Below are 12,728 nucleotides of genomic sequence, written 5' to 3'. Positions count from 1 at the left end.
GGCAGGGTGCCCGCGGGCACCCTGCCGGCCGGAGGACTTGGCAGTCCAGGTGCCTAACGGTCCAGGACGCTGAGTCCCGGGAGTTCCTTGCCTTCGAGATATTCCAGGCTGGCGCCGCCGCCGGTGGAAATGTGACCGAACTGGTCGTCAGCGAAGCCGAGCGTCCGCACGGCGGCAGCGGAGTCGCCGCCGCCGACCACGGTGAACGCGTCGACCTCGGTGAGGGCCTGGGCCACGGCGCGGGTTCCGCCGGAGAATGCTTCGAATTCAAAGACGCCCATGGGCCCGTTCCAGAACACCGTTTTGGCGCCCTTGATGCGGTCCGCAAAAGCGGCTGCAGAGTCCGGTCCGATGTCCAGGCCGATGCCCCGGGCACCGAAGCTGCTGCCCTCGATGCCGTCCGCGGGGACAGTCTCGTAGTCAGCGTCGGACGCGAACTTACCGGCCACCACAACGTCGGTGGGCACAATAAATTCGGTGCCGGCACCGGCAGCCCGCTTCAGGTAGTCCTGGACAACCGGGATCTGGTCTTCTTCCAGGAGGCTGCCGGCCACGCTGTGGCCCTCTGCTGCCAGGAACGTGAAGAGCATGCCGCCGCCCACCAGGATGGTGTCGGCCTTGCCGATGAGGTTGTCGATGACCGCCAGCTTGTCGGAGACCTTGGAGCCGCCGAGCACCACCACGTAGGGCCGCTGCGTGTCAGCTGTCAGCTTCCGCAGGACCTCCACCTCGGTGTGCACAAGATCGCCCTGGTAGGACGGGAGCCGGGTGGCGACGTCGTAGACACTGGCGTGCTTGCGGTGCACGGCACCAAAGGCGTCGTCAACGTAGGCGCCGTTGGCCCCGGTCAGGGCCACCAGTTCGTCCGCGAAGGCGCCGCGTTCGGCGTCGTCCTTGCTGGTCTCCCGGGCGTCGAAGCGCACGTTCTCCAGGACGAGGACCTCGCCGTCCTGAAGAAAGGAGGCGAGTTCCTTAGCGGAGCTGCCCACGGTGTCCTTCGCGAGCGAGACCTTGAAGGCGGCAAGTTCGGCGAGCCGCGCTACGGCAGGCCGGAGGGAGTACTTTTCCTCCGGAGCGCCCTTGGGGCGTCCGAGGTGGGCTGTTACCAGCACGCGGGCACCGGCGTCCGTGAGCTTTCCCAGTACTGGCAGAGAGGCCTTGATGCGGCCGTCGTCAGTCACTGTAGAGCCGTCGAGCGGCACATTCAGGTCACTTCTGACAAGAATGTACCGCCCGCGGACACCTTCAGCGATCAGTTCGTTGAGGGTGTGGAATGTCATGTGTCTAACCCTAGCCCAGCTTGGCTGCGACGAGCTCCGTGAGGTCCACGAGGCGGTTGGAGTAGCCCCATTCGTTGTCATACCAGGAAACAACCTTGACCTGGTTGCCGATGACCTTGGTCAGGCCGGAGTCGAAGATCGACGACGCCGGGTCCCCGACGATGTCCGAGGACACGATCGGTGCGTCCGTGTAGGTCAGGATGCCCTGGAACTCGTCGGACTCCGAAGCCTTCTTCAGCGCCGCGTTGACTTCCTCGACGGTAGTCTCGCGGGAGACCGTGACGGTGAGGTCGGTGGCCGAGCCGGTGGGGACGGGCACGCGGATGGCGAAGCCGTCCAGCTTGCCCTTGAGCTCGGGCAGGACCAGACCGATCGCCTTGGCCGCACCCGTGGAGGTGGGAACCATGTTGATGGCGGCGGCACGGGCACGGCGGAGGTCGTTGTGCGGGCCGTCCTGCAGGTTCTGGTCAGCCGTGTAGGCGTGGATGGTGGTCATCAGGCCACGCTCGATGCCGAAGGTGTCGTTGAGGACCTTGGCCAGCGGGCCCAGGCAGTTGGTGGTGCAGGACGCGTTGGAAATGATGTTGTGCGCCGCGTTGTCGTACAGGCCCTCGTTGACGCCCATCACGATGGTGATGTCCTCGTCGGAGGCAGGTGCGGAGATCAGGACCTTCTTGGCGCCTGCGTCGATGTGCTTCTGCGCGGCAGCGGCCTTGGTGAAGAAGCCGGTGGACTCGATGACGATGTCGACGCCCAGCTCGCCCCAGGGCAAGTTGGCGGGATCGCGTTCGGCGAGAACCTTGATGACGTTGCCGTCGACAACGATGTTGCCGTCCTTGACCTCAACGGTTTCCTTCAGGCGGCCGCCGACGGAGTCGTACTTAAGCAGGTGGGCCAGTGCCTCAGGGCTGGTGAGGTCGTTGACGGCAACGATCTCCAGGTCCGCGCCCTGTGCGAGGGCTGCGCGGAAGTAGTTGCGGCCGATGCGGCCGAAGCCGTTGATACCAATACGGGTCGTCACTTGTTCAGTCTCCTTGGTGCTTGATTAAGCACAAACTAGTTGAGCGGGCATTGAAGCCAACTAACAGATCCCGCACGCCATTGGGCAGAGATGATTAACAGATCGGAGGGCGACCAGCCACATTGCTGAAGGCAGACCGCCTTCCGTGATCCATCTTACGTTTAAGTAGGTCCGCCCCCGCAAGTGCGGGGGCGGACCTTCCACATTCCGGCCGGAATCACGCCGAAATGTGAAGTTTGTTACACGCTCATGTACTGCGGGTCACTACGGCAGGGTGATGAGGCCCGTGGCGTTGGTGCGTGCAGCAGCGAAGCGCTTGGCGACATCGGCCCAGTTGACAATGTTCCAGAAGGCCTTGACATAGTCAGCCTTGACGTTGACGTAGTCCAGGTAGAAGGCGTGCTCCCACATGTCCAGCATCAGCAGCGGCGTGGTGCCGAGAGCCACGTTGCCCTGCTGGTCGTAGAGCTGCTCGATGACCAGGTTGCCACCGATCGGCTCGTAGGCCAGGAAACCCCAGCCCGATCCCTGCAGGCCAAGGGCAGCCGCGGAGAACTGTGCGCGGAAGGCGTCGAAGGAACCGAAGGCGTCATCGATGGCAGCCGCCAGCTCGCCCTCAGGCTTGTCGCCGCCGTCCGGTGACAGGTTGTTCCAGAACACCGAGTGGTTGATGTGGCCGCCGGTGTGGAACGCGAGGTCCTTCGAAAGGCGGTTGATGTTGGCGAAATCGCCCTTGTCGCGCGCCTCTGCCAGCTGGGCAAGGGCGTTGTTGGCACCTGCAACGTAGGCAGCGTGGTGCTTGCTGTGGTGCAGCTCCATGATGCGCGCCGAAATGTGCGGCTCAAGCGCCGCGTAGTCGTAGCTGAGTTCTGGCAGTACGTACTCGGTCACAAAATCCTCCAATGTCGTGGACGGTCTGTCCGGGTTGTAACTCTCGGATTGTGCATCCGGATGACTGGCATCCGGAAGATCAGGGTGAACGCTCTGATTCTAGGGGCGCCGCTACTCGTCCAGCATCTCAGGCGTCACATTGGCATCAGTGCCAGGGATCCCCAAATCGATGGCCCGCTTATCCGCCATGGCCAGGAGCCGGCGGATGCGGCCGGCGATGGCGTCCTTGGTCATTACCGGATCTGCCAGGCGCCCCAGCTCGTCCAGGCTCGCCTGTTTGTGGGCCACCCGGAGTTCGCCGGCGTATTTGAGGTGGTCCGGGACGTCGTCACCCAGGATCTCCAGTGCCCGGTCAACCCTGGCTCCGGCGGCCACGGCCGCCTGGGCGGAGCGCCGCAGGTTGGCGTCGTCAAAGTTGGCCAGCCGGTTGGCCGTGGCCCTGACTTCCTTGCGCATCCTGCGTTCTTCCCAGACCATCAGGGCGTCGTGGGCGCCCATGCGGATGAGCAGGGCGGCGATGGTGTCGCCGTCGCGGATCACCACACGGTCCACTCCCCTGACTTCGCGGGCTTTGGCCTGGATGCCAAGACGGCGGGCGGCACCAACGAGGGCAAGCGCCGACTCGGGACCCGGGCAGGTGACCTCAAGCGATGACGAACGGCCCGGTTCCGTGAGGGACCCGTGGGCCAGGAAAGCTCCACGCCACACGGCCTCGGCGTCGGCGGCCGAGCCGTTAACGACGGCCGAGGGAAGCCCCCGCACCGGCCGGCCGCGGCCGTCCAGGAGGCCTGTCTGCCGGGCCAGGGACTCGCCGTCGCGGACTACCCGCACCACGTACCGGCTGCCGCGGCGCAGTCCGCCGCCGGAGACGACGATGATCTCGCTCTGGTGCCCGTAAACCTCAGCAATGGCCGCCCGGAGCCTGCGCGCCGTCGATGCGAGGTCAACCTCGGCTTCGATCACGATCCTGCCCGAGATGATGTGCAGGCCGCCGGCGAAGCGCAGCATTGCCGAGACCTCTGCCTTGCGGACTGAAGATTTCTTGATGTCCAGACGGGACAGTTCTTCCTTGACCGATGATGTCAGTGCCATGGCACCTTCCTAACTGTTCCCGAAAATGTCGTGGTACGCCGCTGCCAGACGCAGGGGGTCATGGACGGGTCGGCGGCCCGACGCCCCCACTTTACCCAAGACAACCTCGGCGCCGATCATCCCGGCGGCTTTCTCGAACTCCTGCCGGTCCGGCACCGACGCGGGATCCGCCAAGACAACGTCGACGCTGAAGTCCGGCGCATACCGGCGCAGTGCGTACAGGTGGTCCGCCGCCGACATGCCCGTGGTCTCCTTGGTGTCCGTGGCCAGGTTCATGGTGAGGCAGCGTTTTGCGGCTGTGGCACTCAGGGCGTCACGCATTTCCGGGAGCAGCAGGTGCGGCAGCACGGACGTGTACCAGGACCCCGGCCCCAGGATTACCCAGTCAGCCAGTTCGATGGCTGTCAGGGCTTCAACGCAGGCCGGCGCCTGTTCGGGCAGGAGGCGGACGTGCTCCAGCGAGCCGGCAACGGCGCACCGCGCCTGCCCGCGGACTGTCTGGAGCGCGAACGTGCCGTCAGGTGCAGTGACGCGGATGTCACCTTCAATGGTCAGCGGAACGGTGGACATGGGCAGGACCTGTCCACGGGCACCGAGCAGGGCGCCGGCCCACTTCAGGCCGGCCACGGTGTCGTCCAGCAGCTCCCAAAGGGTGACGATGAGCAGGTTGCCCATTGCATGCTCGTCCAGCGATCCGCCGCTGCCCTGGCCTGGCCTGAAACGGTGCTGCATCACGTCGCGCCAGGTGCGTCCCCAGTCCGTGTCATCGCACAAGGCGGAGAGCGCCATGCGCAGGTCTCCGGGCGGCAGGACGCCGTACTCGTCGCGCAGACGCCCTGAAGACCCGCCGTCGTCCGCCACAGTGACAATGGCGGTCAGCTCGGAGGTGAGCAGCCGCAGCGCCGAGAGCGAAGCGGACAGTCCGTGCCCGCCGCCGAGCGCCACGACGTTGGGGCCCTTGTCCTGCTGGCCGGCTGCCGTTCCGCTGGAAACCGGTACGAGCGGGAGGGGCCCGGTGAACATCCCCATTACTCGCGGCCCAGATCCCGATGCGTGGTGGTCACGGTCACGCGCGGATACTGTGCCAGTTTCTTGGAAAGCTCGACGGCGACGGCCACGGACCGGTGCTTGCCGCCGGTACAGCCGACGGCGATGGTGGCGTAGTGCTTGTTTTCGCGCCGGTAACCGTCCAGGACGGGCTCGAGCGCCAGGACATAGCGGTCCACGAAGTTCTTTACACCTTCCGCCTCGAGGACATAATCGCTGACGTCCTTGTCCAGGCCCGTATGCGGGCGCAACTGCGGGACCCAGTGCGGATTCGGGATGAACCGGACGTCAGCAACGTAGTTGGAATCCACCGGCAGTCCGTACTTGAAGCCAAAGCTCATGACGTTGAGCCGCAGTGCCACCGGGCCGGTCTCGCTAAAGAGTTCCGTGATGGCGGTAGCCAGGGCGTGGACGTTGTAGGTCGAGGTATCCAGTACGACGTCGGAGCTGTCGCGCAGTTCCTTGAGCACCTCCCGTTCGGCTGCAATGCCGTCGAGGATGCGGCCGCCTTCCTGGAGCGGATGGGGCCTGCGGCCCTGCTCGAACCGGCGGACCAGGACGTCGTCTTTGGCGTCGAGGAAAAGGACGCGGAACTTGACACCACTGGCGGCGAGGGCCCCCAGGGCCGCACGGACGTCGACAAAGAGGCCTTTGCTGCGGACATCCATCACCACGGCCAGCCGCGGAATGGACTGCGGAGCGTGGGAGACAATCTCGGCCAGGGTGCCGAGCATCTGCGGCGGCAGGTTTTCCACGACATACCAGCCATGGTCCTCAAGTGCGTCCGCGGCGGTGCTGCGTCCCGCCCCTGACATACCGGTGACCACCAGCAGTTCCGCTTCGAGGGGCTTGACCGGCGTCAGCCCGTCCTGCTCCGTCCCGGATTCCGCCGTAGAGTCTGCCATTCGTTCCGCCCCGTTCCTGTTCAGATGAAGGCAGGCACCCGCAATGGCGGAAACCTGCGTTCCTTACCCTACCTAGGTTTCAATGATTTCGCCGGTGGCCATATTCACGGCCGGAAGCGCATCGCCGGCCGTGTCATCGCCGCTGAAGTGGGCGACGATGGCGTTGGCAAGGGATGGTCCAATGCCCTTGGCCGCCGTGAGCTCGGCCGCGGTGGCGGCTTTCACGCCTTTGACGGATCCGAAGTGGGTGACCAGGGCCTTGCGTTTGGACTCGCCAAGGCCCGGCACTCCGTCCAGCGCCGAGACGGTCATGGCCTTGCCGCGCTTCTGCCGGTGGAAGGTGATGGCGAAGCGGTGGGCTTCGTCACGGATCCTCTGCAGCAGATAGAGTCCCTGGGACGTCCTGGGCAGGATCACGGGGAAGTCGCTGTCCGGCAGCCAGACTTCCTCAAGGCGTTTGGCCAGGCCCACCACGTAGACGTCCTCAATGCCAAGGTCCGCCAGGGCCCGGGCTGCGGCGTTCACCTGGGGCTTGCCGCCGTCGACCACCACCAGGTTGGGCGGGTACGCGAATTTTGCCCGCGGGGCGGCCGTGGTGGTGTCCAGGACCGCAGCAGCGGCTGCTTCCAAGGCGGCCTGGTGCCCGGGCAGGGCGGACGCCTCGGACTGCGCCGACTTGTCCTGCAGGTAATGCCGGAAGCGCCGGGTCAGGACGTCGTGCATGGCGGCGGTGTCGTCTGCCGCTGCGGCCCCGGTGACGGAGAATTTCCGGTATTCGGACTTCTTGGGCAGCCCGTCCTCGACCACCACCATGGACGCCACGACGTTGGTGCCCTGGACGTGGGAGACATCGAAGCATTCGATCCGCAGGAGCGCCACGGGCAGGTCCAGGGCTTCCTGCAGCTCCTGCAGTGCCTGGGAGCGCACGGTGAGGTCCCCGGCACGGCGGGTCTTATGCAGTTTGAGCGCGTGCTCGGCATTTTCACGGACGGTGGACATGAGCGCGGCCTTGTCGCCGCGCTGCGGCACCCTGACATCCACCTTGGCTCCGCGCAGGCCGCCGAGCCATTCCGTAAGTTCCGCAGCGTTGCTGGGTTCGACGGGCACCAGGACTTCGCGGGGCAGCCTGCCATGGCTGTCGCCGTCGTCGCCGTAGACCTGCTGCAGCAGGTGTTCGACGAGATCCGGGGTGGTGGCGTCCTCCACTTTTTCCACTACCCAGCCGCGCTGGCCACGGATCCGGCCACCCCTGACGTGGAACACCTGGACGGCAGCCTCCAACTCGTCCTCGTGCAGCGCGAAGACATCGGCGTCGGTAGCGTCGGCGAGCACCACGGCGTTGCGCTCAAAGACCTTCCGCAGGGCGGAGATGTCATCACGGAGCCTCGCCGCACGCTCGTAGTCGAGGGTGCCGACGGCGTCGGCCATCTCCTTTTCGAGCTTGGTGATGAAGCGTTTGGCCTCGCCGCCCATAAACGCGCAGAAGTCCTCCGCCAGGGCCCGGTGTTCCTCGGGAGTCACCCGGCCAACGCAGGGGGCCGAGCATTTGTCGATGTAGCCCAGCAGGCAGGGCCGGCCGCTCGCCTGGGCCCGTTTGAGGACCCCGGCGCTGCAGCTGCGGACGGGGAAAACCCGCAGCAAGGTGTCCATGGTTTCCCGGATCGCGCCAGCCGTGTACGGGCCGAAGTACCGTGTGCCTTTGCGGCGGTCCCCCCGCATGACCTGGACCCTGGGGAGCTTCTCGCTCATGGTGAGGGCCAGGTACGGATAGGTTTTGTCGTCGCGGAAGACCACGTTGAAGCGTGGCTTGTATTCCTTGATCCAGGTGTATTCAAGCTGCAGCGACTCCAGCTCGCTGCCCACCACCGTCCACTCGACACTGCTGGCTGTGTGAACCATTGCGTGGGTTTTGGGCAGCAGGCCCGCCGGATTCGCGAAGTAGGAGTTCAGGCGGGAGCGAAGGCTTTTGGCTTTGCCGACGTAGATGACCCGGCCGTGGGGATCGCGGAACCGGTACACCCCGGGATTGGTGGGAATTTCACCCGTTTGGGGCCTGTAACTTGCTGGATCTGCCACTACTTCATTCTACTAATCCGTGCTTTTACTTTGGTTGTAGCTGGTGGAGCGTTCCTGGCCGCTGAGTTCGGCGATCGCATCCATGATGCGGTCCGTGACCTGCCGCCGCGCCGGCAGCGAATGGTCCGGGCCGGTCTTGTCGAAATACAGGGGCTCCCCTACCTTCATGGTGAAGTGATGCGGCTTGAAGCCCTTCTCACCGGCCGGCTGCAGGTTCTCCGTCCCGATCAGTCCAACCGGGATCACGGGAGCTCCGGTTGCCAGTGCAAGCCAGCCCACCCCGGTGCGGCCGCGGTAGAGGATGCCGTCCCGTGAGCGCGTGCCCTCGGGGTAGATGCCAATGCCTTTGCCCGCTTCGAGGATGTCCAGGAGGGTTTTGAGCGCCTGGACGCTTGCTGCCTGCTCGCCGCGCTCCACCGGGATGGAACCCACGGACTCAAAAAAGGACTTCATGACTCTGCCCTTGACGCCACCCGTGGTGAAGTACTCGGCTTTGGCGAAGAAGGCCACGGGCCGCGGCATCAGTGCCTGGACAATGACGCTGTCAAAGAAGGAAAGATGGTTCGGGGCCACAATGAAGGGCCCCTCTTTGGGGACGTTTTCAAGGCCGACGACGGTGGGCCGGCAGGTGCCCGCGACGAGCCCGCGAAATGTCCAGCGGACCGCCTCAAACAGCGCCATCGTTGCGCACCTCGCTCATCGCGGCAGCGTGGATGGCTTCGAGGCGCCCGATGGCGGCAACCATGCCCGCGGTGGTGTCCACCACGGTGACGGCCCCGGCTTCCTCGAGTTCGCCGTCGGGAGCGAAACCCCAACCCACACCGATGCAGTCAAGCCCGTTCGCGATGGCGCCCGCCACATCCTGGGCGCGGTCACCCACCATAACGGCGTGCTGGGTGGAGAGGTCAGCCAGGGCCGCCGCGATGATGTCGGCCTTCCCCACCGGACCGTCCGTTGACGATTCGTTGTCTGCCGAACCCCTGATGGACTGGAACAGGTTGGCGATGCCGTGGTGGCGCAGCACGATCTGGGCCAGCCCTTCGGGCTTCTGCGTGGCGACGGCCACTGGCCTGCCTTCGGCCGCGAAGGTCTCCAGCGCTTCCCTGATCCCGGGGTACAGCCTGCTCTGGGCTATCCCCGTGGCCAGGTAGTACTGCCGGTAAGTCCGGATGACCTCGTCAAGCATCTCGGCCGGAACCTTGCAGACACTCTGGAGTGCGTCGCTGAGTTTGGGGCCGATCATCGAGTTCAGGACGTCCTGGCCAGGAACCGGCAGACCTGCGGCGGCAAGGGCTGCTGCGATTCCGCCGGATATTCCGCCGGCCGGATCGACAAGAGTGCCGTCCAGGTCAAAGATCACGGGCACTGTTGTTTGAGTCACCGGCTTAGTTTCTCACGACACCGAGCATGGCTGAAACTCGCATGCCCGACACGGCATACGTCATCGGAGGCCAACCGCCTAGCCGAGTATTTCCGCGAGGAAGGATGCCGTGTGGCCCTTGGTGGATTTCGATACCTGCTCGGGCGTGCCGGTGGCCACGATCTGGCCGCCGCCCGAACCGCCGTCCGGGCCAAGATCCACGATCCAGTCGGCACTCTTGATCACGTCCAGGTTGTGTTCGATGGTGATCACGGTGTTGCCCTTGTCCACCAGACTTTGAAGGACCATCAGGAGCTTGCGGATGTCCTCGAAGTGCAGGCCCGTGGTGGGCTCGTCGAGAACATACACACTGCGTCCGTTGGAGCGCTTCTGCAGTTCCGCGGCGAGCTTGACACGCTGGGCCTCGCCGCCGGAGAGGGTGGTTGCCGGCTGTCCCAGCCGTACGTAGCCGAGGCCCACGTCCACAAGGGTGTTCAGGTGCCGGGCGATCGGGGAGAAGGCCGCGAAGAACTCCGCACCTTCTTCGATGGGCATGTTGAGCACGTCCGCGATGGTCTTGCCCTTGTAGTGGACTTCGAGGGTTTCGCGGTTATACCGTGCGCCGTGGCACACCTCGCAGGGCACGTAGACGTCCGGCAGGAAGTTCATTTCGATCTTCAGCGTGCCGTCACCTGCGCAGGCTTCGCAGCGCCCGCCCTTGACGTTGAAGGAGAACCGGCCTGGCAGGTAGCCACGGACCTTGGCCTCGGTGGTCTCGGCGAAGAGCTTGCGGATGTTGTCAAAGACGCCGGTGTACGTGGCCGGGTTGGAGCGTGGGGTGCGCCCGATAGGGCTCTGGTCCACGTGCACCACCTTGTCCAGGTGCTCCAGGCCCATGATGCTCTTGTGGCGTCCGGCCACCTGTTTTGCGCCGTTGAGCTTGTTGGCCAGCACCTTGTAGAGGATCTCGTTGACCAGGGTGGATTTGCCGGAGCCGCTCACGCCGGTCACGGCGGTGAACAGGCCCAAGGGGAAGACCGCATCAACGTTGACCAGGTTGTTTTCACGCGCCCCGACGACCTTCAGCTCACGCTTTTTGTCGTATTTGCGCCGCTTCTTGGGGATGTCGATCTTCTTGCGGCCGGACAGGTAATCGCCGGTCAGTGAGTTGGTGTTGGCCAGGAGATCCTGGTACGAACCCGAGTGCACCACCTGGCCGCCGTGCTCGCCTGCGCCGGGCCCGATATCCACGATCCAGTCCGCCACCTGGATGGTGTCCTCATCGTGCTCCACAACGATAAGCGTGTTGCCCATGTCGCGGAGCCGGGTCAGGGTCTCAATAAGCCGGCGGTTGTCGCGCTGGTGGAGGCCGATGGAGGGCTCATCCAGGACGTAAAGGACGCCCACGAGGCCGGAACCGATCTGGGTGGCGAGCCGGATTCGCTGCGCTTCGCCGCCGGACAAGGTGGCGGAGGGGCGCTCGAGATTCAGGTATTCCAGCCCGACGTCGAGCAGGAAGGTCAGCCGGGCCTGTATTTCCTTGAGCACCTGGTGGGCGATCTGGGCCTCGCGGCCGGTGAGGACCAGGTTGTTCAGGAAGTCCGCGCACACGCGCATGGGCATGGCCGCGACGTCGGCGATGGACTTGCCGTTGATCAGGACGGACAGCGAGGCGGGGTTGAGCCGGGCGCCATTGCACGCGGGGCAAGCGATCTGCCGCATGTACTCTTCGTAGCGGTCGCGCGCCCACTCGGAGTCCGTCTCACCGTGCTTGCGGTGGACGTACTGGATGGCACCTTCGAAGCCGGTGCTGTATTTGCGTTCCCGTCCGAAGCGGTTCTTGTACTGCACAACCACCTTGTGGTCCTTGCCGTGCAGGACGGTCTGGCGGACGTCGTTGCCCAGCTTCTCCCAGGGTGTGTCCATGGAGAAGCCAAGCTCCTTGGACAGCCCTTCGAGCAGGCGGTTCCAATACTCGGTTGTTGCGGTGCCAAGTGACCATGGCGCGATGGCGCCCTCGGACAACGACAGCTCAGGATTCGGAATGATCAGTTCTTCGTCAACCTCGAGCCGTGTACCGATACCGCTGCACGCGGAACAGGCGCCGAAAGGGTTGTTGAAGGAGAAGGACCGCGGCTCGATTTCATCGATGGCCAGGGGATGTTCGTTCGGGCAGGCGAGGTTCTCGGAAAATGCCCGCAGCCGTCCCGGCGCGTCTGCGTCCAGATCGACGAACTCGGCCAGCACCCGGCCTTCGGCCAGGCCAAGCGCCGTTTCAACGGAGTCCGTGAGGCGCTGGCTGATGCCTTCCTTAGCCACCAGGCGGTCCACCACCACCTCAATCGTGTGCTTGAACTGCTTGCCGAGTTTGGGCGGCTCGCTCAGCTGGATCAGCTCACCGTCCACCCGGGCACGCGAATAGCCCTTGGCGGTCAGCTCCTTGAAGAGGTCCACGAACTCGCCCTTGCGCCCCCGCACCACAGGCGCCAGGACCTGGAAGCGTGTGCCTTCGTCAAGCTCTAGCAGCTGGTCCACGATCTGCTGCGGAGTCTGCCGGGCCACAACCTCGCCACAGACCGGGCAATGCGGCCGTCCCACGCGTGCCCACAGCAATCGCATGTAGTCATAAATTTCGGTGATGGTGCCAACCGTGGACCGGGGGTTCTTGCTGGTGGACTTCTGGTCAATCGATACCGCCGGCGAGAGCCCCTCGATGAAATCGACGTCCGGCTTGTCCACCTGGCCGAGGAACTGGCGGGCATAGGCCGACAGGGACTCAACGTAGCGCCGCTGGCCCTCGGCGAAGATTGTGTCGAACGCCAGCGACGACTTCCCGGAACCGGACAGCCCGGTGAAAACGATCATGGCATCACGGGGCAGATCCAGGTCCACGTTGCGCAGGTTATGCTCGCGCGCCCCCTTGACCACAAGGCGGGAGAGGTCTGGCCGGGCAGGCGTGGCTGGGGCCTGGGGAACGGCGACGGGGACGGATTCGACTGCTGTTTCTTCAGCTACGGCTTTAGGCACCCACTAATGCTAATCGAAAACTTCTTCGA

10 protein-coding genes are annotated in these 12,728 nt (G+C 64.8%); all 10 read right to left on the bottom strand.

From position 1 onward, the window contains the following. Positions 1 to 53: 53 nt before the first annotated feature. The 10 genes from ACX80X_RS03190 to uvrA all read right to left on the bottom strand — a co-directional run bounded on the left by ACX80X_RS03190 (position 54) and on the right by uvrA (position 12,699). Complete coding sequence (locus ACX80X_RS03190) at positions 54 to 1,280, bottom strand: phosphoglycerate kinase (protein WP_459311185.1); 1,227 nt, start codon at positions 1,278 to 1,280, stop codon at positions 54 to 56. Positions 1,281 to 1,290: 10 nt separating this feature from the next. Then, positions 1,291 to 2,301 (bottom strand): type I glyceraldehyde-3-phosphate dehydrogenase, encoded by a 1,011-nt coding sequence (gene gap, locus ACX80X_RS03185; RefSeq protein WP_058932523.1) that lies wholly within the window; start codon positions 2,299 to 2,301, stop codon positions 1,291 to 1,293. A gap of 264 nt (positions 2,302 to 2,565) precedes the next feature. Further along, positions 2,566 to 3,192, bottom strand: coding sequence for a superoxide dismutase (locus tag ACX80X_RS03180; RefSeq protein ID WP_252598776.1), 627 nt, complete (start codon positions 3,190 to 3,192; stop codon positions 2,566 to 2,568). A 111-nt stretch (positions 3,193 to 3,303) separates the two neighbouring features. After that, positions 3,304 to 4,284, bottom strand: a complete 981-nt coding sequence (gene whiA, locus ACX80X_RS03175) for a DNA-binding protein WhiA (RefSeq protein WP_056339766.1) — start codon at positions 4,282 to 4,284, stop codon at positions 3,304 to 3,306. A gap of 9 nt (positions 4,285 to 4,293) precedes the next feature. Next, entirely contained in the window at positions 4,294 to 5,313 is a 1,020-nt protein-coding gene (locus ACX80X_RS03170) for a gluconeogenesis factor YvcK family protein (protein ID WP_252613752.1), read from the bottom strand. Then, complete coding sequence (gene rapZ, locus ACX80X_RS03165) at positions 5,313 to 6,236, bottom strand: RNase adapter RapZ (RefSeq protein WP_058932525.1); 924 nt, start codon at positions 6,234 to 6,236, stop codon at positions 5,313 to 5,315. The genes ACX80X_RS03170 and rapZ overlap by 1 nt, the downstream gene beginning before the upstream one ends. 72 nt (positions 6,237 to 6,308) lie before the next feature. Next, complete coding sequence (gene uvrC, locus ACX80X_RS03160; protein ID WP_459311183.1) at positions 6,309 to 8,312, bottom strand: excinuclease ABC subunit UvrC; 2,004 nt, start codon at positions 8,310 to 8,312, stop codon at positions 6,309 to 6,311. Positions 8,313 to 8,324: 12 nt separating this feature from the next. After that, complete coding sequence (locus ACX80X_RS03155; RefSeq protein WP_104061423.1) at positions 8,325 to 8,993, bottom strand: lysophospholipid acyltransferase family protein; 669 nt, start codon at positions 8,991 to 8,993, stop codon at positions 8,325 to 8,327. Further along, positions 8,980 to 9,693, bottom strand: a complete 714-nt coding sequence (locus tag ACX80X_RS03150) for an HAD hydrolase-like protein (RefSeq protein ID WP_459311181.1) — start codon at positions 9,691 to 9,693, stop codon at positions 8,980 to 8,982. The genes ACX80X_RS03155 and ACX80X_RS03150 overlap by 14 nt, the downstream gene beginning before the upstream one ends. Before the next feature lie 78 nt (positions 9,694 to 9,771). Then, positions 9,772 to 12,699: an excinuclease ABC subunit UvrA gene (gene uvrA, locus ACX80X_RS03145; RefSeq protein WP_459308729.1), complete on the bottom strand. Its 2,928-nt coding sequence runs from the start codon at positions 12,697 to 12,699 to the stop codon at positions 9,772 to 9,774. Between the last annotated feature and the right edge of the window lie 29 nt (positions 12,700 to 12,728).

Source organism: Pseudarthrobacter sp. MDT3-1 (assembly GCF_054510755.1).
The sequence above is the reverse complement of the archived record's forward strand: the minus strand, read 5'-3'. Positions and strand labels throughout refer to the sequence as shown.

Coding starts and splice junctions, on each gene's coding strand:
- ACX80X_RS03190 (WP_459311185.1), bottom strand. CDS start 1,280: ATGACATTCCACACCCTCAACGAACTGATCGCTGAAGGTGTCCGCGGG.
- whiA (WP_056339766.1), bottom strand. CDS start 4,284: ATGGCACTGACATCATCGGTCAAGGAAGAACTGTCCCGTCTGGACATC.
- ACX80X_RS03170 (WP_252613752.1), bottom strand. CDS start 5,313: ATGGGGATGTTCACCGGGCCCCTCCCGCTCGTACCGGTTTCCAGCGGA.
- rapZ (WP_058932525.1), bottom strand. CDS start 6,236: ATGGCAGACTCTACGGCGGAATCCGGGACGGAGCAGGACGGGCTGACG.
- ACX80X_RS03155 (WP_104061423.1), bottom strand. CDS start 8,993: ATGGCGCTGTTTGAGGCGGTCCGCTGGACATTTCGCGGGCTCGTCGCG.